Below are 22,467 nucleotides of genomic sequence, written 5' to 3'. Positions count from 1 at the left end.
CGTGATGAAACGCCGTGCCCTCCTCTCGTCACTCGGCGGGTCGTTTCTCGCCGGGACCGCCGGGTGTCTCTCCGACTCGCCCGGAACGCCCGAGACACCCCAGAATCCACAGACGACTCGCCCGACGACCACGACCAACTCCCGAACCACGACACAGACGGATACACCCGAACAGCGGGCCGGTATTGGCGTCTTGAACGAGGACGACGAGTCGTACACGCTCTCGATTCGAGTCACGGACGGTGACGAGACGCTTCTCGACAAGTCGGTCGACGTTCACGCAGGACCCGGATACGGACGCGGCGTCGAAGGTGCCCTCGTCGGTGAGGGCACCTACCGCGTCGTCGCCGAACTCGATACCGGGGCCCGTCTCGACTACGAGTGGCAGGTCACCGACGATGCAGGCCACCTCGAAATCGTCGTCACGAGCGACGGCGAACTCGAACCGCGACAACGGTCGGCCGGCGGCATCGACGACGAGAACCTCCCGTACAGCGTGTCCGGCACGAAAGACATCTTCGCGCCGCCGAGTGTCGAGATTCGAAACGAGAGCGACGCAGACGCCACCGTCACCGTCGCCATCGAGTACGACGGCGACCGGTTCTTCGACCAGACGTTCGACGCGACGACGGACCGAGAGATATCGACGCCGCCGGTGGTGAAGTCTCACGCCACGTACGACGTCGTGGCCGAGACTGCCGACGGCCAGCGAGTCACCTACGACTGGCACATCCCCGAGATGTGGGCGTGGCCGGTACTCGCGGTTCTCGTCGCCAGCGACGGAACGCTCAGAGTTGGATGCGGGTGGCCACGGACCGCGTCGGTTCGAGTCGAGAACACCGACGACACCGAACGCGAGGTGACGATGACGCTCTCGGACGACGACGGGGTGGTCTCTGAGACGACACAGGTAGTCGCACCGGCACGTCGACGCTTTCCTTCGGCGTCCCAATCGGTGACGAGTACGAGTTGACCGTCGGGACACCCGACGGGTCGGAGACTGTCCCCTACGTCGCCTGTGACTGCTGGAGTACGAGCGTCTCGGCCCGAATCGAAGACGGCGCGCCCGTCGTGGAACCGTTGCAGTCGTGGTGTGAGTGAGTGAGTGAGTGGTGACGAGCGCAGTCGCTCCCGAAAAAGTGTCGTGAAAAAATCGAGACCCGAGTGGCGGGTTATCCGCCGAGGAAGTCCTGTCTGACCTGTTCGTCTTCGAGGAGCGCAGACCCGCGGTCCATGTAGCGGTTCTGGCCGTTCGCGAGGACGTATCCGCGGTCACAGCGTCGAAGCGCCTCTTTGGCGTTCTGTTCGACCATCAGGACGGCCGTTCCGGCCTCGTTGATTTCGTCGATTTTGTCGAACATCTCCTGGACCAAGTCGGGTGCGAGACCCGCCGAGGGTTCGTCCAGCAAGAGCAGGTCCGGGTCGAGCATGAGCGCACGACCCATCGCGAGCATCTGCTGTTGCCCGCCGGACATGGTGCCCGCCTTCTGGTCTTTTCGCTCTTCGAGGATGGGGAACCGGTCGTAGACCGCACGCATCGCGTCCTGTGGCACATCGTCGAGGATGTACGCACCCATCTCGAGGTTCTCTTCGACTGTCAGCGCCGGGAAGATGTTGTCGTTCTGCGGGACGTACCCGATGCCGACGTGGATGATATCTTCGGGCCGTCGGCCGGTGATGTCCTCGTCTTTGAACTGAATCGTCCCACCCATGAGGGCAGTCAGTCCGAAGACGGACTTCATCGTCGTGGACTTGCCGGCCCCGTTCGGTCCGACGATAGTGACGTACTCACCGTCGTAGACGTCCATATCGACGTCGGTGAGAATCTGGAGGTCACCGTATCCAGCGTCGAGGTTGCGGACGCGCAGGAGCACGTCGCTTCGGTCTTCGACGCCCGCACCGCTCGTCGCGTCGGTGTTGGCATCGACGCTCATACGTTCCCTCCGAGGTAGGCCTCGATGACTTCCTCGTTGCTCCGGATGTCGTCGGGCGTGCCCTCCGTGAGGACCTGCCCCTGGTGGAGCACGATGACGTGTTCACAGTTGTTCATGATGAGGTCCATGTCGTGTTCGACGAGCAGGAACGTGTAGCCCTGTTCGCGGAGTTCGTGGATGTGTTCGAGTAGCTTCTTTTCGAGCGTCGGGTTGACCCCGGCGAACGGTTCGTCGAGGAGCAGCATGTCGGGGTCCGTGAGGAGCGCCCGTGCCATCTCCAGCAGTTTCCGCTGGCCACCGGAGAGGTTGCCAGCGTACTCCTCTGCGATGTGGTCGATGTCGAAGAAGTCGAGGACTTCCCAGACGCGTTCGAGGAGTTCTTCTTCCTGTTCGCGCACGTCGCTGCGGACGCCCGGTGTGACAGACCGCCACAGCGCCTCACCCCGCTGGTGTTTCGGCGCGAGCATCATGTTCTCGAGGACGGTCATATCGCTCAGTTCGCGAGCAATCTGGAACGTCCGAACCATCCCACGGTTCGCGATTTCGTAGGGTTCGAGTCCAGTGATATCTTCGCCGGCGAACGTGACCGACCCCGCGTCGGGTTTGAGCATCCCGGTGATGAGGTTGAACGTCGTGGACTTGCCGGCCCCGTTCGGACCGATGAGGCCCGTCAGTGACCCGGCTTCGACCTGGAAGGACGCACCGTCGACGGCGGTGATGCCACCGAAGGATTTGTGGAGTCCTTCGACCTGAAGCGGGTACTGCTCTGACGTCTCGACGCCGGATGCGAACGCACCGAGTGCGCCGTCGTCGACTTTGTTCGCGACGTCGTCGACCGGATTCGTAGCGTCACTCATCGGTCTCACCTCCCTCGGTGCCACCGTCGGCCGCCGTCATCGACTTTGGCCGCGACAGTGAGATGACAGACGCCGTCTCTTTGCGGTGGCCGAGCAACCCTTCCGGCCGGTTGTGCATCAACCAGATGAGTACCAGTCCCATCACCACGAGTTGGAGTTGTCGGATGCTATCTACCGTGTAGAGCAGGAACGGCACGGGGTCGAACGAGGAGATGAGCGGCGAAATCGCCTGTCCGAACCCAGAGGGTGAGTCGAGGTTGGGGAAGACGGTGCTCACGAGGTTCTGGAAATACCGTGGCCCTTGGTAGAGCACTGCTGCGAAGACGGCACCACCGAGGACGCTGCCGGTGTTCGACCCTGCACCACCGATGATGAGGGCAATCCAGACGAAGAACGTCACGCGCGGACGGAAGAAGTTCGGCGTCACGGCACCCTGTGGCATGAGCCAGAGGATGCCAGCGAGGCCCATGAGGGCACAACCGAGCATGAACGACTTGATTTTGAAGCCGTCGGTGTTCTTCCCGAGCGCGTTCGCCACGTCTTCGTCTTCGCGAATCGCCTTCAGCACGCGACCGAACGGTGACTCACCGGTGCGCTTGAGAAGCCAGTAGTAGACCACGACGAAGCCGAGGAGTAACGCCCCGTAGATGAGGCCATCGACGACCGGTTTGGGGTTCGTCGGGACGATTGCCTCGAAGGCCTCGACGAAGCCCATGTAGGGCCCCCAGAGACCGATAGTGCGGAACAGCGCTTCCAGTGGTGGCGTGAAGTCGAGGATGAGCCCAGACCCGCCACCGAACCCGACTTTGGTTCCAAAGAGGGAGAACTCCTGAATGTCACTGGAGAGGAAACTGAACCGGACGATTTCTGACATCGCAATCGTCACGATGGCGAGATAGTCCGCCCGCAACCGCAATGCCGGTAAGGCGACCACCAGCCCGAGAATTGCGGCCGCGAGCATTCCGGCGAGGATGCCGACCCACAGGGGCAGACCGAGGCCACCGACCTGTGCGGCACCGCCAGCGACGAACGTCGGTTTCGAGACGAGGGCCATCACGTAGACACCGACGGCCATGAAGCCGACGATGCCGATGTTGAACAGCCCCGTGTACCCCCAGTGGAGGTTGAGCGCGAGCGACAGCATCGCGAAGACGCCGATGTAGAACGTCAGCGTCGCGATGGAGTTGAGTTGGCCACGCAGGTCGTAACCGAGTACGACACCCGCGAGAAGGTACAGCAGGTACGCGGATGCGATGACCAAGACGATAAGTCCAGTGTCGCCGCCCGGAACGCGAGCAGCGACATCCTCTCGAACGCTCATGCAGTCGACCTCCCGCTAAAGAGACCAGACGGTTTCACGAGCAGGATGACGATCATCACCACGAAGGCCGACGCGCGAGCGAAGGCCGACGGAATCCACAGCACCGACATCGACGCGGTCAGTCCGATGACGAGGCCGCCGGTGATAGCACCGTAGATGGAGCCGATACCGCCGAGGATGACGGCCGCGAAGATGAGAAGCAGCAAGAGCCACCCATCGTTGAATCCGAGCGTTCCCTTCCAGAGGATGAACATGTAGCCGGCGATACCGGTGAGACCCCCACCGATAATCCACGTCGAGCGGACGACGCGTTCGGTCGGAATGCCGGTGATGAGCGCGAGGTCCTTGTTGTCGGCCATCGCACGCATCGCCTTCCCGAGTTTCGTCCGCTGCAAGAGCAGGTGGACACCAATCATCAACCCAGAGGCGACGATGAGAAGGGTGATGTCGTGTGCGTTGATGAACACAGTTCCGTCGAGGAGGTAGAGCCCAACCGACGGTGGCTGTGACGTCGTGCCGCGAACGTCCGACCCGAAGACGAACTGCATCAGGTAGCGGAGCGCGAACGCGACACCGATACTCGTGATGAGGAGCGTGATGCCGTCTTCGTTGCGAATCGGTTTGAAGATGAAGCGGTCCACGCCGAGCGACAGCGCGATGGTGAACGCACCGGCGACGACGATGCCGGCCACGACTGCCAGCGGCGTCGACAACATCCCGATATCGAGTGACCCCCCGTAGACGGAGCCACCGGCACCGACGAGGAGCAGCGCCCCGACGTCGGCGCGTCCGAGACCAGCAAGGAGATAGGTGGTCGCCCACCCGGAGAACGCACCGGCCGTGATGTAGTCGCCGTGTGAGAAGTTTGCGAAGTTCAAAATGCTGTACGTCATTGACAAGCCGATGCCGGCGAGGCCAATTACGAGCCCCCGCATCAGGCCGTCCCAGACCAGCGTGCCGATATCGGCAAACTGCGTCTGCCCAGTTGCGAGCCCGAGGAGAAGGTCACCCAGCAGTACTGCTGCGATGACTCCCAGTACGAGCGTGAACGGGCGCTCGATTGCGAGGGTCCTCCCGCGGGAGTAAGTTTCGGCGATACCCATTGATAACTATCCTCATGGTATGTGGGGCCGATAAACAGATATAAATCTTTCTTATGCAGGTGGCGGGAATTCAGGCAGTTGACGAACTGCGGGACTGCGATTGGGCGCGTCGGTACAGAAACAGCGACACTTAAAAGAATTCACACAATCCATAGTTGAAGTATGCGAGTCGCCGTCGCGGAGATATCTGACCTCGACGTGCTCTCCGACCTGTGGGTCGAACTGGCGCGCGGACAGCGTGCATTCGGCTCGCACCTCCACGCAGACGAGAATCGGGCGATGGTTCGAGCGTCCATGGCACGCCACGTCACCTTCGACGGTATCCTCGTCGCACGCGCGGAGACGACATCTACCCCCGACGGTGCGTCTCCAGACGCCCCCGACGACGTTCTCGGGTTCGTCATGTTCGAAGTCGAGATGGGGACGTACGAACAGGACGTGACCCGCGGAACCGTGAGTAACCTGTTCGTCCGGCCGGACAGACGCGGCGAAGGTGTCGGGAGTCGACTGCTCGAAGCGGCCGAAGACAAACTCCGCGATGTGGGGGCAGACGTGGTCAGTCTCGACGTCATGGCGGCCAACGAATCTGCCCGCAGATTCTACCGACGACACGGGTATCGTCCGCACCGAATCGAGCTGGAGAAATCGATGCAAAACGATACACACTCAAAGGAGGACCGATAATCGGAAGACGCGCCAGGAGAGCATGGGCGGTTCATGCACTCGACTTGTAATCGAGACTTCGTGGGTTCGAATCCCACTCCTGGCTTTCTTCTGCGGAACCACGTGACGCAGAGAAAGCGAAGCGTGGGATTTGAACCCTACCAGTCGCTTCGTTCTCTCGTGACTCGACGAAGCGATACCAGTAAAAATCAGACCGGGGGCTGTGAGTGCGTCAGTCCTTCAGCGGCACCAGCGGACACTCGAAGTACCGAGCGCCCTCCACGAGGACCGTGATATCTCCCGACGCTTCGAGTGCGTGCAGGTCTTCGTCGTTCGTGACGGTGCCCATCGGGCTGTGGGTCCACTCGACCATCGTCACGGACCAGCGGCCGCCGTTGAAATCGCGTTCGCCGGGTGCTGCTTCCGCGACGGCGTGTTGACTTCCATCGGCGAAGACGTACAGTTCGTCGAACGAATGGTCGTTTCGGCCGTTGGGTGCCGGGAGGTCCGCGACGTCCGCCGTCGCGAACAGACGGTCGTCAGCGTAGATTCGTCCCGGTTTGGACGGGTTGTTCGATGCGTCTGCTGCGGCGGTTCCGGTGGCAGTGACGCCGAGTGCGAGTGTGCCGGCGACGACGCCCGCCGACCGGAGGAACCGTCGTCGGGTAGACGCGTCGCTGTTGGTTTTGTCGTGCATAGTCTCTCCAGTGGTCGATTCCGCGCTCACCTCGTTCGGTGAGGGACCGACCTACTCGAAGGAGCGACAGCGATAGGTATATCGATTTTTTCACTTCTCGGTCCGTTTCCGGCCGACTTCGTTCCAACTCCGTACCAAATTGGGGCCGTATCGAGGGCCGACCACCGGTCTATCCACACTCGGAGGGGTGTGGCCGTCGTCAGTTGCGACGAGAGGGTGGTCGAACCCGGATGAGGAGGAGCGACCCCGGGACGCCGAGGACGAGCGCACGAAACGGGTTATGTTGGATGATAATGTCTGGGTTGAGCGGTTCCGACTGGAGGTCCGTAATCCGGATACAGGAGTAGTAGACGGTGACGTGTGTCAGCGCGTAGGCGAACGCCGCCGGGACGACGATTGGGTAGTGAATGCCCGCGAGTGCCAGTCCTTTGAACGCGAACGCAGTGAGCGCCGAGATAGACAGGAGATTCCCGAGTTGGAGAGTGATACCGGTCACGGCGGTGATGGCGGTGTCGAACAACGAAGCGCCGTACGGCGTGTACGTGAGCGCAGTTACGACTGCGACTGCTCCGAGGAGGAGTCCGACGAGCAACCCGGCACCTGCGTACACGTACTCCATTAGGCTCTGATACGAAGTGCTCGGAAGCCCCGAATTTAGTTCTACCTCTGTTATTATCGCAGAAGAAAATTAGAGTGCCCACGACGTGGGGAACGTGACAGCATTTTATCTCGATAGAGAACGTCGCTCAGCTATGAACGCGACTGACCAGTTCATGCTCGCGGTGACGCTCCTCATCTTCGCACTGCTCGTCGTCGGGTTGCTTCTCGCGGTAGTGTAGGGAGAAAACTTATGTGTCATTCATGATGGATATTAGACGCCATGCCAGAATGTCAGAACTGTGAATCGTTCGTGACTCCTGCGTATGCGCGTGTGTTCACGCCCGACGGTATGGACGACCCACGAGTCTGTCCGTACTGTGAGGACATGGTCCGCGACGGTGCACAGGTTCGGCCCGCCCGGTCCCCGAGAAATCACTGAGCGAGGTGGTAGCGTTCGGCCTCCTGCCGAACGAGACCGCGCTTACAGAGCGTGCTGAGAATGCTGTAGAGAGAAATCTTCTTCATTTCGAGACCGTCCTGCAGTTCGGTGATGGACGCACCGTCGTGTGTCGTGAGATAGAGGTACACGAGCTTCGCCGAGGGGGATTCGAGCTCACCCGGGAGTTCGATTTTTGGAACCGTCTGTTGCATGGTCGTTGTCGTCCAGTATGCTTCGACGATAATAAAACTCTCTTACAACAATTGTCGAACACCGGGAGACGCGGCTGAGGCCGTGAACTACTCAGATTCGAGCGAATCGTTGCATTCGTCACGAACGTACATGCGACAATATACGGCTAACGACGGTGTCGACTTCGACGACAGTCGAAGTTCTGTGAGTCGGCCGTCGAGCGACTGCCACCGGACGACACGGAATCGAGAGGATGGAAGGGGCGGGAGTCGAACCACGCGAAGCCAATTGAATACCGCCGGATTTGACCGAAGACGGTCACTGCCGACGTGCTCTACCACTGAGCCACCCTTCCAGCCGAAAAGACGGGTTCTCTGGGCAAATAGACGTTGGTCGGGTACTGGACGTCGTCGTGTGATTCAGGCGATGAGCGCGACGTCGCGGCGTCGCCGCTGTCTGGATTCGGCGTCGAAAGAAGTGGTCGGGGTCCAGCGGGCGAGACGTGCTCAGTAGCTCCGAACCTTCGGTTCGTACGTCTTGTTCTCGCCTTCGAGGATGACTGGCTTGAACCAGAGTTCCGGTTCGCCCTCGTTCCACGAGAGCAGCGTGTGCTTGAGCCACTCTTCGTCGCGGCGTTCCTGGTACTCTTTGCGCCAGTGGGCACCACGGAACTCGTTGCGCGCGAGCGCGCCGAGGGTGATACCTTCGGCGATGTCGAGGATGTTGCGCGTCTCCAGCGTCTGCATGAGGTCTGTGTTGAACGTCCGGGACTTGTCGGCCACGAAGACGTCCAGATACAGTTCGCGTGCTTCGCGGATGTCGCGAAGGGCCTGCTTGAGGCCTTCCTCCTCACGGAAGACGTTCACGTTGCGCGTCATCGACTTCTGGACGCGCTCGCGAATCTCCGCGTGCTGGATGCCGTCTTCTTTCTCCAGCAGCGCCTCGATAATCTCGCGTTCTTCGTCGACGAACTGCTGGACGAGTTCGCTGCCGGAGGCGGCGGCGGCCGCGCCACCGTCTGCAGCGACGTCCTCACCGAGGCCGACCTCACCGAGTTGGACCGGCGATTCGATTTCGGCTTCCTCGTAGTCGCCGACCTTACCGGTCGTAATCTTCGCGTCGTCCATGTCCTTGCCGGCGGCGTGGTGGCCGGCGCGCTTGCCGAAGACGATGAGTTCGGGGAGTGCGTTACCGCCGAGACGGTTGCCGCCGTGGACGGAGGCACAGGCACACTCGCCTGCTGCGTACAGGCCGGTGATACACGTCTCGCCGTTCTCGTCTGTCTCGATGCCGCCCATCGCGTAGTGCTGACCGGGCTTGACCGGCATCGGTTCGACGAGGCCGTCGACACCCTCGAAGTCCTCTGCGAGGTGCAGGATGTTTTCGAGACGGTCGAGGATGCGCTCTGTGCCGAGGTGACGCATGTCGAGGTGGACGTACTCGTCTTCGATGCCACGGCCCTCGTTGACTTCCGTCAACTCGGCGCGGGAGACGACGTCACGAGACGCGAGTTCGCCAGCGTTGTTGGCGTACCCGTACTCGAACATGAAGCGCTCGCCCTCTTTGTTGTAGAGAATACCGCCTTCACCACGGACACCCTCAGAGATGAGAACGCCAGTCGAGGGAAGCGTCGTCGGGTGGAACTGGATGAACTCCATGTCCTCCATCGGGACGCCCGCGCGGTAGGCCATCGCGACGCCGTCGCCGGTGTTGGAGACAGCGTTCGTCGTGTGGTCGTAGGCCTGTCCGAGGCCACCCGTCGCGATAATGACACCGTTTCGGGCGTGGAAGCCTTCGATTTTACCGGTCTGGACGTCGTAGGCGACGATGCCGTGACAGGTGCGGTCTTCTGGCTTTTCTTCGTCGGTGACGGCGAGTTTCGTCACGTGCCACTCGTCGTAGACCTTGATGCCGCGTTTGACGAGTTGCTCGTACATCGTGTGGAGCAACTGGTGACCGGTCTCCGCACCCGCGTAGGTCGTTCGCGGGAACGAGAGCCCACCGAACGGTCGCTGACTGACACGGCCGTCGTCGTCACGGGAGAACGCCATCCCCCAGTGTTCGAGTTTGATGGTCTCTTTCGGACTGTCCTTACAGAGGGTCTCGGCCGCCGGTGCGTCGGCGAGATAGTCCGAGCCCTTCATCGTGTCGTACGCGTGGTCCTCCCACGAGTCGGCCTCGCGGAGTGCGGCGTTGATGCCGCCCTCGGCCGCGCCCGTGTGACTTCGGACCGGATGGAGTTTCGACACGATAGCCACGTCGGCTCCTTCCTCGTGTGCCGCAATCGCCGCGCGCAGGCCTGCCCCGCCCGCGCCGACTACGATAACGTCGTGTTCGTACATGGTGTGTTTGAGTGTGTCGTAGGGTTGTTCTGACTTCAGGGTTTCACCGCGAAGTTCACCAGAACTTCAGGTTGTTCTTGATTGCCTCGCGCTTGAGTTCCTGGATGTGCTCGGTGAGTGGGATATCCTTCGGGCACACCTCGGTACAGGAGAACTGCGTCTGACAGCGCCAGACACCGTGTTCCTGTTCGAGAATCTCGAGACGTCGCTGCTTCATGTCCTCGCCTTCGCGCTCGTCCATCGCAAAGCGGTACGCTTTGTTGATGGCTGCTGGGCCGAGGTACTCGTTGTCGCCGGCCGCGATGTTACACGAGGACATACAGGCACTACACCAGATACAGCGGGTCGACATCTTGACCTTCTCGCGGTTCTCGCGAGTCTGTCGCTGCTCGTCGAGTTCGTCGTCTGGCAGCGAGTTGGTCTGGAAGTACGGTTCGACCGCTTCCATCTGGTCGTAGAAGTGCTCCATGTCCACGACGAGGTCCTTGACGACGTCGGCGTGTGGGAGCGGTTCGATGCGAACGGGTTCGGCGAGGTCCGACAACTGGGTCTTACAGCCGAGTCGCTGCGACCCGTTGACGAACAGTGCGTCGGAGCCACAGATTGCCTGCCGGCAGGAGTGCCGGAAGGTGAGCGACGAATCGTAGTGGTCTCGTGCCCACATCAGGGCGTCGAGGACCGTCATCCCCTGCTTGTACGGGACGTAGAAGTCGTCGAAGCGAGGTTCCTGTTTGTCCGGTACCTCGGGGTCGTACCGGAAGACCTTGAGGTGGAACGTGTCGTCTTCGGAGCGCGCTCTCTCGGCCGCTTCGGCCTCACGCTCCGCTTGAATCCGTTCGGCTCGCTCGCGCTTCTTCTGGTCGCGCTTCTGTTTGCCGGGTGAGACAGACTCACCGGACGATTCGTCTTCGACTGCTTCGGGTACTTGCGTACTCATGGTTAGATGGGAACACCTCCAGCCCACGCGAGTGCGGTGCGGACGCCCTGCACGATGACGAGCAGGCTACCGACACCGAGAATCGCCTTGACCGCCGTCTTGCGGGACCCAGAGAGGCCCATGTTGACGAGGGCGTTGTAGACGCCGTTGACGCCGTGGAACGTCGCGGTGACGAGGAACAGTATCATCAGCGAGAAGTACGTCAACTGCTCCATCCGCGCCTGTGAGAGGGCGAACGTCACTTCGTCCGCGTGGTTGAGGAAGTGAAGCAGGAAGAAGTGGAACGCCAATACGACTACGAGGAACGCGGCGGTGAGGCGCTGCCACAGCCACCGGCGTCCACCGGGTTCGAAGGACGTGTATCGTTCTGCCATTAGAGACTCACTCCTGAGAGGAAGGTGGGAACGCTCGCAATGACGATGACACCCGTGAGGATGAGCGAGGCGTAGAAGCTCTTGTCCTGTGCTTCTAAGCCGACGCCCAAGTCGACGAACAGCAGTCGAACTCCATTGAGGATGTGGAACACCGCAACGGCGAGCAGCCCAACTTCGAGAATGCGTACGACGAGGAGGCTCTCCAGCGCCTGAATCGTGTTCGTGTACGCCGCCGCGCCCGAGAGGGCCGTCGACAACACGGCAATGTGGGTGAATAAGTACCCCACAAGCACCCAGCCGGTGAACTTGTGGAATATCCAGGCCCACATGCCGGCCGAGAACTCCCGCCATCGACTGAAGTCCTCGATGAGGCCCCGATTGTAAGACTGACTCATGCTCTTGTGAGCGTCGGGACGGGGAGGGTATAGAACTTACGTGTATGATGTATCATCAAGGTTCGCAAAAATCACCGGACACCGTATCGCTTCCTTCATGGAATCCCTCAGTTACATGGGTGTCTCGGGCGATGCGGACTGTTCTCGTTCCACAACGCGGCGGACGTTGTCCTTCAGCTCGACGAGATGACAAAGCGGGTTGCCGGGGTAGACGACCGGATTTTCGAGGACGCCGACGAGGAGTCCGGTGAAGGGAGCCACGACGCTCACGTTGTCGTCTTTGAACGGGTTGGTGATGGTACAGATTCGGTCACCCTCGTGGACGAGTGCACCACGCTCGTGGTGCATGTCGACGATACCACCCGCGTCGGCACGGAGCCACGTCTTTTCGTTCTTTTTCGAGATGACGGTTCGCCAACCCGGCCAGTTGACAGTCGACGTCTCGCGGAGGCCGTACTCCGCGAAGACGCTCTCGACGCCCGCGAGCGCTTCGTCGATGAGTTCACGCTGGAACCGGTGGGCTTCACCCATCTCGACGGTAATCGCCGGCGTCCCGCGGTTGGACGCCTCGGTTCTGAGAACGCCATCGCTCCCCGTGCTGTCGATGATGACGTGAGACCCGAACGCGTTGGCGAGACGGGCAACTTCGGGGTCCGACATGTCGGCGCGGACGTGGAGCATGTTGGTTCGGCCGCGCGTCGACGTGTGGAAGTCGATACCCAGGTCACAGGGTGCGATGAAGTTCTGGTAGATGCGATACGCCATCCGCTTTGCACCCGTCGACGTCTCTGACCCCGGGAACGACCGATTCAGGTCGCGGTCGTATATCGGGAGGTATCGCTGTTGGGCGAGGAACGCGGGGACGTTCAGCACGGGCATGCAGACGAGCGTGCCGGCGAGGTCCGAGAGGTCCCACTCGTAGGCGACCTCGCGAACGACTTCGATACCGTTTAGCTCGTCGCCGTGGGCGGCAGCAGAGAGGAAGATAGTTGGTCCCGGTCTCTCCCCGTTGATTATCGTGACGGGGATGCGAACCGGGTCGCCGAGATACGTCTCCGAAATGCCGTACCGGATATCTTGAGTCTCACCCGGCTCGACCTTCCCTCCGTTGTAGGTGAAGGCCTCGTTGTCGGCCATGCATTTCGATGGGACGGCCGGACTTATAAACGGTCGCGACACGCGAAACTCCTCGCGTTCGGGACCTACTAGACTGCAGACACACGATTCGACCGTCATACCTTTGAAACCGGACTGATATCGATGAAGTATGTCCACCAACAACAGCGACGAAGTACGTGTTGGGGTTCTTTCACTCCACAACAGCAAGGAGACGAAAGCAATCCTGAACGCAGTCGAGGACCTCGGCCACGAACCGGTTTGGCTCCGCCGCGAGAACGCGGCAGTCAACATCGAAGATGGGGAGGTGAACGTCGAACCTGAGGTGGACATCATCGCGAATCGACTCCTTCTGTCGAACACCGAAGAACCTGCAGAACTGCTGGGACTCGCGACGACGTTCAACCGCATCCGACCGATGCTCAACGAACCGGACGCGGTGCTCGCCGCGATTCACAAGTTCGCCACGGCCGCGACGCTGGCGAACTGGAACATCAAGGTCCCCGACGCGCTCCTCGCACTCTCGAACGACCGACTGAACAAAGGCCGAGAGCGCTTCGGTGACGTGGGAGTCTACAAGTCCGCAATCGGGACACACGGCGGTGGGACGTGGAAAGTCGACCTGACCGAACCCGTCAACCCCAAAGTCGGGAACCGGCAGGCGTTCCTCCAGAAACTCATCGACCGTGACGACGAGCGACACCGTGACCTTCGTGTCTACATCGTCGACGGCGAAATCATCGGCGCGATGTACCGCTACGCACCGGAGGGTGACTGGCGAACGAACGTCGCGCTCGGCGGCGACGTGCTCGACGCGACGGACGAGATGCCCGAAGAGGCCCGCGAGACGGCACTCTACACGGCGGAAGTCATGGAGATGGACTACGTGGGTGTGGACCTCGTCGAAGGCGAAGACGGCTGGTTCGTCCTCGAAGCGAACCCGACGGCCGGGTTCAAAGGCCTCTATCAAGCGACGGGCAAGAGCCCCGCGCCGTACATCGCCAAACTCGCAATCGAACGCGTCGGCGGCGAAGTCGACGAGAGTCGCGTCGAAGAACTCGCGGCCACGCTCGACGACTCCGTGCCGTCCTGCGCACCGGCAGAGTCGCCAATCTTCGACGGCGAAGCGCCCATCATCGGCTACATCGAAGAAGTCGTCGTCAACGGGACCAGCGGGTCCCAGCAGACGCTCGCGAAGTCCGACACGGGTGCGACCCGAACGAGCATCGACACGAGTCTCGCCGCCGAAATCGGTGCGGGTCCCATCAAGAGCATGACCCGCGTGAAGTCCGGCAGCATGAAGGGAGGCAAGGCCCGCCCCGTCGTTGACCTCGTCATCGGTATCGGCGGCACCCAACACACCGTGACCGCCAGCGTCGAGGACCGCTCGCACATGGACTACCCGCTGCTCCTCGGCCGCGACATCCTCGAACACTATCGCGTGGACGTGCGCCGTCGCCCGAACTCCGACCGAAACGACGCCGAAGACGACGAGGAAGAAGAACTCCTCGAAGAGTAACCGACCGACGACCGGCGGGGGTGGACGAACAGACGCACTCCGACGCCGAACTTTTCTCGTTGACTCGCTAACCACAGGTCGATGAGCGACGACGCCTACAAAGCACTCCGGACCGACCCCCACCTCGGCACTGTCGTCGAAGACCACGGCCCAGTGACGCTCGACGCGGCGGCCGACCCCTTCGAACGACTGGTCGTCTCTATCGTCAACCAGCAACTGTCGACGACGGCAGCGGCGACGATTCGTGACCGCCTCTTCGACCGGGTGGAGGTGACGCCCGCCGGGATTCTCGCCGCCGACGAAGACGTGCTCCGCGACTGCGGCCTCTCGGGCCAGAAAGTCGGATACGTTCGAAACGTCGCGGAAGCGTTCCAAGACGGGTTGTCCGCCGAGTCGTTGCGGGCGATGGACGACGGGGACGTGATAGACGCGCTGACCGAGATTCGCGGCGTCGGTGTGTGGACGGCCAAGATGTTCCTCATCTTCGTGCTCGCGCGCGAGGACGTGTTTCCGGTGGAGGACCTGGGAATTCGACGTGGCATGGAACGCGTCCTGGACGTCGAAGCTGACTCCCTCTCGCGGGGAGAGATGGTCGACCACGCCGAGACGTGGACACCGTATCGAAGTTACGCCAGTCTCTACCTCTGGCGTGCAGTCGACTGAAGACGAGGCAATCGTCCGCGTCTCGCGGCAGGCGAGGGTCGAACCCCACTCCGAGCCACCGATTCCCGGACTCCGGCACAACTCTCAAATAAACGAGTAATGCGTTTACTTTTCACTCGATGGAAACGTTGAAACCAATGCACACTGTAACGTTCGTCCATGAAGGTAGACGATATCAACACCATCACCGTTCTCGGTGCGGGCAACATGGGTCACGGCATCGCAGAAGTCGCCGCCCTCGCCGGGTACGACGTCGTCCTCCGAGACATCAAAGACGAGTTCGTCCAGAAGGGCTACGAGCAAATCGAGTGGTCACTGAACAAACTCGCCGAGAAGGACCGTCTCTCGCAGGACGAAGCGGACGCCGCGTTCGACCGTGTGACACCGGTCGTCGACTTGGAGGAAGCAGTCGCCGACGCCGACGTGGTCATCGAGGCAGTCCCCGAGAAGATGTCCATCAAGAAAGAGGTCTACACTGACCTCGAGAAGTACGCACCGGACCACACCGTCTTCGCGACGAACACGTCCAGTCTCTCGATTACGGAACTCTCCGAGGTGACGGAGCGACCCGAGCGCTTCTGTGGGATGCACTTCTTCAACCCGCCGGTCCGGATGGACCTCGTCGAAGTTATCTCCGGCGCGCACACCGCCGACGAGACGCTCGTACTCATCGAGGACCTGGCAGAAGAGATGGGCAAGACGCCCGTCCGCGTCCGCAAGGACAGTCCCGGGTTCATCGTCAACCGTATCCTCGTCCCCCTGATGAACGAGGCGGCGTGGATTGTCCACTCCGGCGACGCCACGATGGCCGAAGTCGACTCTACGACGAAGTACGACATGGGCCTCCCGATGGGGAGTTTCGAACTCGCCGACTACGTCGGCATCGACGTGGGCTACCACGTCCTCGAATACATGCACGACGTACTCGGTGACGCCTACGAACCCTGCCCGCTTCTCTCCGAGAAAGTCGAGGAGGGCAACCTCGGCCAGAAGACCGGCAAGGGCTTCTACGACTACGAGGACGGCGACGGCGCGGACGTCCCGCACGACGAGGGCAACGAGGCCGTCAAGAACCGCCTCCTCGGTGTCATGGCGAACGAAGTCGCTGGCCTCATCGGCAACGACGTCGCTCCCGCCGCCGCAATCGACCGCGCAGTGAAACTCGGCGGGCGCTTCCCAGACGGCCCCGCGAAGATGGCCGACAACACGGGCATCGCCACGCTCCTCGGGACGCTCGACAAACTCCACGAAGAGACCGGCGAAGAGCGCTACGAGGCTGTCGACTACCTCCGTGACCTCGCCCAGTCCGGTGCTGGTTTCTACGGCGACGGCGAGGACGACGACGACTCGCTCGCGTTCGACGACATCTCCCTCGACGTCCGTGAGGGTGTCGCCCACATCACGCTCGACCGGCCACACCGCATGAACACCATCAGCACGGAACTGCTGGAGGAACTCACGGAGGCACTCGACGCCGTCGCCGACGACGACGAGGTGCGTGCCGTGCTCCTCACCGGTGCAGGTGACCGTGCCTTCTCCGCGGGCGCGGACGTGACGAGTATCGCCGCAGGCGGCGCAGACCCCGTCACCGGCGTCGAACTCTCCCGGAAGGGCCAACAGACCTTCGGCAAACTCGAAGAACTCGACAAGCCCGTCGTCGCGGGTATCGACGGCTTCTGTCTCGGCGGCGGGATGGAACTCTCGATGTGTGCGGACCTCCGCATCGCCACCGAGCGCTCCGAGTTCGGACAACCCGAACACAACCTCGGACTCCTCCCCGGGTGGGGTGGCACGGTCCGCCTCCAGCGCATCGTCGGCACTGGCCGCGCGAAGGAGATTATCTTCACCGCCGAGCGCTACGACGCCGAGACGATGGCCGACTATGGCTTCGTCAACGAAGTCGTCGGGAACGAGGACTTCGAGACGGCGGCGTTCGAGTACGCAAAGCAGTTCGCACAGGGGCCGCCGGTTGCACAGCGCTACACCAAGCGCGCCATGCACAACGGCTGGGAAGACACTGAGGCTGGTTTAGAGGTCGAGGCACAGGCGTTCGGCCTGCTCTTTACCACCACGGACCTGATGGAAGGTATCGCGGCGTTCACGAGTGACCGCGACCCCGAGTTCACGGGCGAGTAATCGCCATCCGTGGGTGGGTTCCTCTACCTCACCCGTGACGGAACGCAACGCTTAAAATAGTCCAACTACCACTCGTGAATGCAGTTGGCTCGGTTGGTGTAGTCCGGCCAATCATCTTGGCCTTTCGAGCCGAGGACAGGGGTTCAAATCCCCTACCGAGCACTTCTACTGCTGAACTACCTTCCAAGCGACCGCTCTGCGTGTCGCTTGGACTGTGAAGCCGGAAATGTGAGTCAGGGGATTCTGAACCCTTCCAGTCGCGCACAGCGAACGACGTGAGCGAGCACGTCTGGGTTTGGTTCAAATCCCCTACCGAGCACTTCTGTCGAACTAATACCTCAGAGAGACCTCTGTGTCTCTCGGTTCTGTGTGGTTAACAACTGAGACACGCAAATTCTGTTCTACCAGATTGAGTGTAATTAGTAAGACACAACGTCTCTTCGTCCTTTAACAAACACTTCCACATTTTTGCCTTCGATTTCTTCTAACTGCCGCTGAACATCTTGGTTATTCTCTGGGAGGTATGTATTGTCCGCCGCAAAAGCCACAACAAACACTCGTGTCGAATCCAATTGTGACTTATATCGGTCGACTTGTCCTCTTAGTCTATCGAAGTCCGTGTTTTTATTGAGTCGTTTAACTTCAATTGGATAGATCCGGTTGTCTCCTTCTACTAAGAGGTCTGGACGTACTTCGATGGATTTTCCAGCAACGTGTTCCACTCTCACCTGATAATCTGTATTCATGAAGCAAACCCGGAGCACCTGAAAGAGTTCGGAAGTGAGCCAATATTCCCTAAGATCGGTCCGATCTTTATGCAGAAGGTACGGTGAAGCTTTGAAGGTGCGTATAGCCTCTCGAATTTGGTATGGGTTTACTTTTGATTCCATCATATATTTGAACATATGGCAAGTGTGCTGATTTTGACTTTGTTATCAGCATCATTACCTATCATAGTTGACTTCCTAATCACACTTTTAACCCCACAAAACTAAATAGAATATATAGTATGTGCGCTCGTCGTTCACTGATAGGCCTCGCCACGGACGTGATGTGATGGCTCAAGAGGTGTTCGCATCGGTTGACCCCGTCGTCGCCCGGTTGTTTATCGCGGCGGCACTGGGGATGTTCCTCGGATTGGAACGCGAGCGGTCTGGAAAGACCGCCGGAATGCGGACGTTCACACTGACGAGTCTGGTCGGTGGCATCGCGGTGGCAATCGGGAGCGACGTCATTCTTGCAGTCGGCGGGTTGCTCGTCGTCGTGCAGGCGGCGTTACTCGGCGGACGCGGCATCGCCAAGCGAAGCACCGCCCGCGACGCACTCGACGCAGAAACCTCCGAAGTGGACCGACTCGACCCTACCGACGAAGAGACGTCCGACAGCATGGTCAGTGCGAGTCTCTCGCTCACCACGTCGACGTCGTTGCTCGTCGCCTACGCGGTCGGCGCGGCAGTCGTCGGTGGGTACGTCATCGAAGGCGTCGTCGTCGCACTCACGACGTCGCTCCTCCTCGTCCTCCGGCGTGAACTCCACGGGTTCGCCAATCGACTGACGACGGACGAAGTCCGGAGTGCAATCGAGTTGGCCATCATCGCGTTCGTCGTCTACCCACTGCTCCCCGACGAAGCACTGGGGCCGTGGGGTGCGGTCAACCCCCGAACCGTCTGGTTGCTGGTCATCGCAGTGAGCGCGATTGGTTTCGTCAACTACGTCATCATCAGACGGTACGGCGAACGTGGCATCGCCATCACGGGGTTCTTCGGTGGCCTCGTCAACTCCACCGCCGTCATCGGTGAAATCGCCGGGCGAGCACAGCGAAACCCGTCGATTCGCCCGCTCGCGGTCGGTGCGATTTTGATGGCCGACGCCGCGATGGCCGTCCGCAACCTCTCGCTCATCGTGGTGTTCGTCCCCGAAATCGCACTCGAAGTAGGACTTCCCTTGGGCCTCATCGCGCTCGTCGGCGTCGGGTACGCCCTCCACTCCCGTGAGTGGGGCGTCGACCTGGAGGTGACGTTCGAGTCGCCGTTCAGCCTCGAGAGCGCCCTCCGATTCGGATTGTTCTTCCTCATCGTGTTGCTCGTCTCGGCCGGCGCACAGCAGTACTTCGGCGCGACGGGGTTCATCGTGACGAGTTTCCTCGGTGGGTTAGTCTCCAGTGGGTCCGTGGTCACGACTGTCGTCACCCTCTACAGTGGCGGGACGATTACGAGCACGACAGCTATCGTCGGGGTACTGGCGGGGACGGCGGCGAGTATCTTGGTCAAAATTCTGCTCGCAGCGAGTATCGACCGCTCGCTACTCGCACCGGTCGCAACGAGGAGTGCGCTGTTGGTCACGAGCGGGGTTCTCGGTGGGATTCTCGTCGTGGCCGTCTCGTGAGCATCGCTCCCGGGACAACATTCATAATCCACTGCGACACCACTCAAGATGCACTGGTTCGGTGCAAACCGTTCTCGAAGAGTCGGCCCGAAGATTCGCCACTCCGGTCGTCCCCCGGTGTGGCGAGGGTCGCTCTCTGACCAACGTCACCTAGCCGATGGCTTCAGGTAGACCCCCTCGTATCTAGCCGCAACGCCCGACTCAGCCAATGATTCGCCACGTGACACAGGACCGACCCATCACCGTACCGCCCGCGAACCGAATCGGTGTCTTCGGCACAGTGACCGCTCGTGAGGTGACACACCCGTGACCGATACGACGCGAGCGATACTCGCTGCGGGCACGCTCGTCGCACTCGCCGCGACTGCTGGCAGTCTCTACTTCAGTCTCGGATTGGGATTGACGCCGTGTGACCTCTGTTGGTACCAGCGCATCCTGATGTACCCACTCGTCGTGGTTCTCGGTGTCGCCGCCGTCGAAGACCGAGGTGGCATCTGGAAGACGGTCTTACCCCTCTCGCTCGGCGGCATGGCGCTCGCAGGCTACCACACGTATCTACAGGTCGCCGGTGGGACCTGTACCCTCGGCGGTCCGTGTGCCAGTATCCTCTATCCGATGGTGGATGGGTTGTTGACCATCCCGCGCCTCTCGCTCATCGCGTTTTCGCTCCTGACGTTGGCGACAGTCGCCGCCGCTCGCGCGGACAAATCGCGCGACAACATGTGGATGGCGTGAGCGTCACGCGCACACTCATCCACGCCTCTGGGACGACGCTTCGAGGTCTATCATCGGTTCCGGATAGTCCACCCCCAGTTCGACACCGTATTCCGCCTGTTCTGCGGCCGTCATCCTCCACGGTTCGTGTGCGTACTCCGGCGGGAGGGCCGCGAGTTCGGGAAGCCAGTGTGTGACGTACGAGGCGTCACTGTCGTACGTTCTGGCCTGTCCGAGGACGTCGAACTGGCGGTCACGAGAGTCGTTGCCGACGCCGGCGATGTACGCCCAGTTACCGTAGTTCGACGCCGGGTCGTAGTCGACGAGTTGTGTCTCGAAGAACGCGGCACCGCGTCGCCAGTCGAGACGGAGGTTGTTCGCGAAGAAGGACGCGACGTTCTGTCGACCACGGTTCGACATGTACCCCGTCGCGTTCAACTCCCGCACGTTCGCATCGACGAACGGGATGCCGGTTCGTCCATCGGCCCATCGCTCGAACTGGTCGTCATCGGTTCGCCAGTCGATGTCGTCTCGCGCGCGGATGCCACCGCGCTGGAAGAATTTCGTGCCGTGTTTGGCGAACTGGAACTGGAAGAAGTCGCGCCAGCGAAGTTCGAACGTGAGCCAGTAGGTCGACTCGTTTTCCACTCGCCGGTCTTCGTACCGTCCGACTTCGGCCTGCACGTATCGAGGTGAGAGACAACCCTCGTTCAACCACGGCGAGAACTTCGAAGAGTAGTCCGGCCCGAGCATGCCGTTTCGTGTCTGCTTGTACGCTCGGAGGTTGTCTCCCTCCCAGATGTACGACTCGACACGGTCGAGTGCCGCCGTCTCGCCACCGACGAACGAGAGGACACCTCGGCCGTCGAGCGCAGGCGACGAGAGGGTGGGGTCGAGGTCGGAGACGGTCGGAAGGTCGTTCGCCTCGGGTGTATCCGATGGCAACGAAGGAATCTCCGGTGTCGGAGACGGGTCACGAACGGACGACTCCGATTCGACCGCCTTGCGGAACGTCGTGTAGGTGTCTGGAACCTCGTCGATGGCCATCGGCAGGTCGTCCGGGTGGGTGAGTGTGTGCCCCCAGAATCGACGTGACTCGACGCCGACGTCGTCGAGTGCCCGCCCGACAGCAGATTCGACCTGTGTCTCCTCTGCAGTCGGCCACGTGTGCATGGTCACGAAGTCGGCGTCGACGGCGGCGGCAATCGCCGGGAGCGTCGACTCGGGTCGTCCTTCGCGGACGACGAGGTCACTACCGCGCTCACGAAGCGACGACCGAAGGTCTGCAACCGATTCGAGGCGGAACTGCGTGCGGTGTGGCCCCGTCTTCAGGAACTCGAAAGAGTCGGGGCCACCGAACGGACGGTGACCGTACGTTCGAGGGTCGAAGCAGTAGACCGGGAGGACGGCGTCTGCCTCACACGCGGCACGCAACGCGGTGTTGTCGTGGAGGCGGAGGTCACGGCGGAACCAGACGAGGGCGGTCGAACGAGCCATCACAGGCGGCGCTTAGGAAGGAGGAGACTTGAGTCGCGCGGCAGTCTCGGCCGATTAGATGCGGTTTCGCGTCGACAGACGGAGTTCGAGTCCGCTGACGAGTGCGACGGCGACGAGCGTGACGACGGCGACGAGGCGTGGGTCGACGCCCGCGAGGACGGGCATCCCCATCCATCCCGCGAGGACGAGACCCAGTCCGGCGAGGCAGGTGGTGAACGTGAGCATCGCAAACGGGCGCTGAGGGGGGCCGTCGACCAGATACGGTTCGAGTTCGACGGCGTTACTCCCGAGGGAGACCATCTTCGCCGTCGAGTCGTAGGCGACGACGTGGAGCGTGTCGAGTTTGGGAAGGTGCGTCTGATGCAACGAGATGTAGACGCTCTGGCGGACCTTCCGCGGTGGTGGCGACTCTCCCGACTCGACTTCCGCGATGTGTTCTGCGAGGTCACCGACCGCCTGGTCGTCGTCGCTGTCGCGGAGACGTTCGAGGACGAGGCGACGGCGTTCGTTACGGAGGATGTCGTGGATGACGGCGTCGTCGAGTGTCTCGTCGTGGGGTGAGTCAGACGCTCGCATCACCGTA

General features: G+C 61.3%; 23 protein-coding genes and 3 tRNA genes. 11 read left to right on the top strand and 15 right to left on the bottom strand.

From position 1 onward, the window contains the following. Positions 1 to 4 precede the first annotated feature (4 nt). Both ACK3R5_RS09350 and ACK3R5_RS09345 read left to right on the top strand, forming a co-directional pair. On the top strand, positions 5 to 973 hold the full coding sequence (locus tag ACK3R5_RS09350; RefSeq protein ID WP_411966783.1) for a hypothetical protein: 969 nt from the start codon (positions 5 to 7) through the stop codon (positions 971 to 973). Beyond that, on the top strand, positions 970 to 1,101 hold the full coding sequence (locus ACK3R5_RS09345; RefSeq protein ID WP_411966782.1) for a hypothetical protein: 132 nt from the start codon (positions 970 to 972) through the stop codon (positions 1,099 to 1,101). Before ACK3R5_RS09350 ends, ACK3R5_RS09345 begins: the two co-directional genes overlap by 4 nt. A 71-nt stretch (positions 1,102 to 1,172) precedes the next feature. Here ACK3R5_RS09345 and ACK3R5_RS09340 read toward each other — a convergent pair whose 3' ends face one another. Genes ACK3R5_RS09340 through ACK3R5_RS09325 form a run of 4 tightly spaced genes read right to left on the bottom strand, consistent with a single transcriptional unit; the run spans position 1,173 to position 5,047 of the window. Next, positions 1,173 to 1,934, bottom strand: a complete 762-nt coding sequence (locus tag ACK3R5_RS09340; RefSeq protein WP_411963792.1) for an ABC transporter ATP-binding protein — start codon at positions 1,932 to 1,934, stop codon at positions 1,173 to 1,175. After that, entirely contained in the window at positions 1,931 to 2,791 is an 861-nt protein-coding gene (locus tag ACK3R5_RS09335) for an ABC transporter ATP-binding protein (protein WP_411963791.1), read from the bottom strand. Before ACK3R5_RS09335 ends, ACK3R5_RS09340 begins: the two co-directional genes overlap by 4 nt. Continuing rightward, a complete protein-coding gene (locus tag ACK3R5_RS09330; protein WP_411963790.1) occupies positions 2,784 to 4,112 on the bottom strand; it encodes a branched-chain amino acid ABC transporter permease in 1,329 nt (442 codons plus the stop codon). The genes ACK3R5_RS09335 and ACK3R5_RS09330 overlap by 8 nt, the downstream gene beginning before the upstream one ends. Then, entirely contained in the window at positions 4,109 to 5,047 is a 939-nt protein-coding gene (locus ACK3R5_RS09325) for a branched-chain amino acid ABC transporter permease (RefSeq protein WP_411965811.1), read from the bottom strand. Before ACK3R5_RS09325 ends, ACK3R5_RS09330 begins: the two co-directional genes overlap by 4 nt. 330 nt (positions 5,048 to 5,377) lie before the next feature. Between ACK3R5_RS09325 and ACK3R5_RS09320 the strand changes: the two genes are divergently transcribed. Next, positions 5,378 to 5,899 (top strand): GNAT family N-acetyltransferase, encoded by a 522-nt coding sequence (locus tag ACK3R5_RS09320; RefSeq protein WP_411966781.1) that lies wholly within the window; start codon positions 5,378 to 5,380, stop codon positions 5,897 to 5,899. Between the two features lie 11 nt (positions 5,900 to 5,910). Further along, positions 5,911 to 5,984 (top strand) — tRNA-Thr (locus tag ACK3R5_RS09315). Positions 5,985 to 6,110: 126 nt separating this feature from the next. On the opposite strand, the gene ACK3R5_RS09310 is transcribed toward ACK3R5_RS09315, so the two are convergent. Next, positions 6,111 to 6,575 (bottom strand): hypothetical protein, encoded by a 465-nt coding sequence (locus ACK3R5_RS09310; RefSeq protein ID WP_411963788.1) that lies wholly within the window; start codon positions 6,573 to 6,575, stop codon positions 6,111 to 6,113. A 199-nt stretch (positions 6,576 to 6,774) separates the two neighbouring features. Next, entirely contained in the window at positions 6,775 to 7,194 is a 420-nt protein-coding gene (locus tag ACK3R5_RS09305) for a hypothetical protein (protein ID WP_411963787.1), read from the bottom strand. A gap of 94 nt (positions 7,195 to 7,288) precedes the next feature. Between ACK3R5_RS09305 and ACK3R5_RS09300 the strand changes: the two genes are divergently transcribed. Next, positions 7,289 to 7,414 carry a hypothetical protein gene (locus ACK3R5_RS09300; protein ID WP_411963786.1) on the top strand — a complete coding sequence of 42 codons (126 nt, stop codon included), beginning with the start codon at positions 7,289 to 7,291 and terminating at the stop codon, positions 7,412 to 7,414. 193 nt (positions 7,415 to 7,607) lie between these two features. Here ACK3R5_RS09300 and ACK3R5_RS09295 read toward each other — a convergent pair whose 3' ends face one another. The 7 genes from ACK3R5_RS09295 to ACK3R5_RS09265 all read right to left on the bottom strand — a co-directional run bounded on the left by ACK3R5_RS09295 (position 7,608) and on the right by ACK3R5_RS09265 (position 12,991). Beyond that, the gene (locus ACK3R5_RS09295) at positions 7,608 to 7,826 is read right to left on the bottom strand and encodes a helix-turn-helix domain-containing protein (protein WP_411963785.1); all 219 of its coding nucleotides are present in this window, start codon (positions 7,824 to 7,826) and stop codon (positions 7,608 to 7,610) included. 234 nt (positions 7,827 to 8,060) lie between these two features. Beyond that, positions 8,061 to 8,161, bottom strand: a tRNA-Arg gene (locus ACK3R5_RS09290). A 151-nt stretch (positions 8,162 to 8,312) separates the two neighbouring features. Beyond that, the gene (locus ACK3R5_RS09285) at positions 8,313 to 10,148 is read right to left on the bottom strand and encodes an FAD-binding protein (RefSeq protein ID WP_411963784.1); all 1,836 of its coding nucleotides are present in this window, start codon (positions 10,146 to 10,148) and stop codon (positions 8,313 to 8,315) included. Positions 10,149 to 10,203: 55 nt separating this feature from the next. After that, positions 10,204 to 11,085: a succinate dehydrogenase/fumarate reductase iron-sulfur subunit gene (locus ACK3R5_RS09280; protein ID WP_411963783.1), complete on the bottom strand. Its 882-nt coding sequence runs from the start codon at positions 11,083 to 11,085 to the stop codon at positions 10,204 to 10,206. Between the two features lie 2 nt (positions 11,086 to 11,087). Then, positions 11,088 to 11,459 carry a succinate dehydrogenase gene (locus tag ACK3R5_RS09275; RefSeq protein ID WP_411966780.1) on the bottom strand — a complete coding sequence of 124 codons (372 nt, stop codon included), beginning with the start codon at positions 11,457 to 11,459 and terminating at the stop codon, positions 11,088 to 11,090. After that, entirely contained in the window at positions 11,459 to 11,854 is a 396-nt protein-coding gene (gene sdhC / locus ACK3R5_RS09270; protein WP_411963781.1) for a succinate dehydrogenase, cytochrome b556 subunit, read from the bottom strand. The genes ACK3R5_RS09275 and sdhC overlap by 1 nt, the downstream gene beginning before the upstream one ends. Before the next feature lie 111 nt (positions 11,855 to 11,965). After that, positions 11,966 to 12,991, bottom strand: a complete 1,026-nt coding sequence (locus tag ACK3R5_RS09265; RefSeq protein ID WP_411963780.1) for a succinylglutamate desuccinylase/aspartoacylase family protein — start codon at positions 12,989 to 12,991, stop codon at positions 11,966 to 11,968. A gap of 130 nt (positions 12,992 to 13,121) precedes the next feature. Between ACK3R5_RS09265 and ACK3R5_RS09260 the strand changes: the two genes are divergently transcribed. From ACK3R5_RS09260 to ACK3R5_RS09235, 6 genes are all read left to right on the top strand, one after another. Next, positions 13,122 to 14,489, top strand: a complete 1,368-nt coding sequence (locus ACK3R5_RS09260; RefSeq protein WP_411966779.1) for a RimK/LysX family protein — start codon at positions 13,122 to 13,124, stop codon at positions 14,487 to 14,489. An 81-nt stretch (positions 14,490 to 14,570) separates the two neighbouring features. Further along, positions 14,571 to 15,152 (top strand): DNA-3-methyladenine glycosylase family protein, encoded by a 582-nt coding sequence (locus ACK3R5_RS09255; protein WP_411966778.1) that lies wholly within the window; start codon positions 14,571 to 14,573, stop codon positions 15,150 to 15,152. Positions 15,153 to 15,311: 159 nt separating this feature from the next. After that, complete coding sequence (locus tag ACK3R5_RS09250) at positions 15,312 to 17,288, top strand: 3-hydroxyacyl-CoA dehydrogenase NAD-binding domain-containing protein (RefSeq protein WP_411963777.1); 1,977 nt, start codon at positions 15,312 to 15,314, stop codon at positions 17,286 to 17,288. An 87-nt stretch (positions 17,289 to 17,375) separates the two neighbouring features. Continuing rightward, positions 17,376 to 17,450: transfer RNA gene (locus tag ACK3R5_RS09245), tRNA-Glu, on the top strand. 894 nt (positions 17,451 to 18,344) lie between these two features. After that, a complete protein-coding gene (locus ACK3R5_RS09240; RefSeq protein ID WP_411966777.1) occupies positions 18,345 to 19,673 on the top strand; it encodes an MgtC/SapB family protein in 1,329 nt (442 codons plus the stop codon). 306 nt (positions 19,674 to 19,979) lie between these two features. Next, on the top strand, positions 19,980 to 20,408 hold the full coding sequence (locus ACK3R5_RS09235) for a disulfide bond formation protein B (RefSeq protein WP_411966776.1): 429 nt from the start codon (positions 19,980 to 19,982) through the stop codon (positions 20,406 to 20,408). 15 nt (positions 20,409 to 20,423) lie between these two features. Here ACK3R5_RS09235 and ACK3R5_RS09230 read toward each other — a convergent pair whose 3' ends face one another. Together ACK3R5_RS09230 and ACK3R5_RS09225 are read right to left on the bottom strand one after the other, a co-directional pair. Next, on the bottom strand, positions 20,424 to 21,884 hold the full coding sequence (locus tag ACK3R5_RS09230) for a DASH family cryptochrome (RefSeq protein ID WP_411966775.1): 1,461 nt from the start codon (positions 21,882 to 21,884) through the stop codon (positions 20,424 to 20,426). Between the two features lie 54 nt (positions 21,885 to 21,938). Beyond that, positions 21,939 to 22,460: a hypothetical protein gene (locus tag ACK3R5_RS09225; protein ID WP_411963770.1), complete on the bottom strand. Its 522-nt coding sequence runs from the start codon at positions 22,458 to 22,460 to the stop codon at positions 21,939 to 21,941. Positions 22,461 to 22,467 lie beyond the last annotated feature (7 nt).

The sequence above is a fragment of the Haloferax sp. YSSS75 genome, assembly GCF_046764215.1.
Taxonomy (GTDB): domain Archaea; phylum Halobacteriota; class Halobacteria; order Halobacteriales; family Haloferacaceae; genus Haloferax.
Note: the sequence above shows the minus strand (reverse complement) of the source record. Positions and strands in the feature narration are given on the sequence as shown.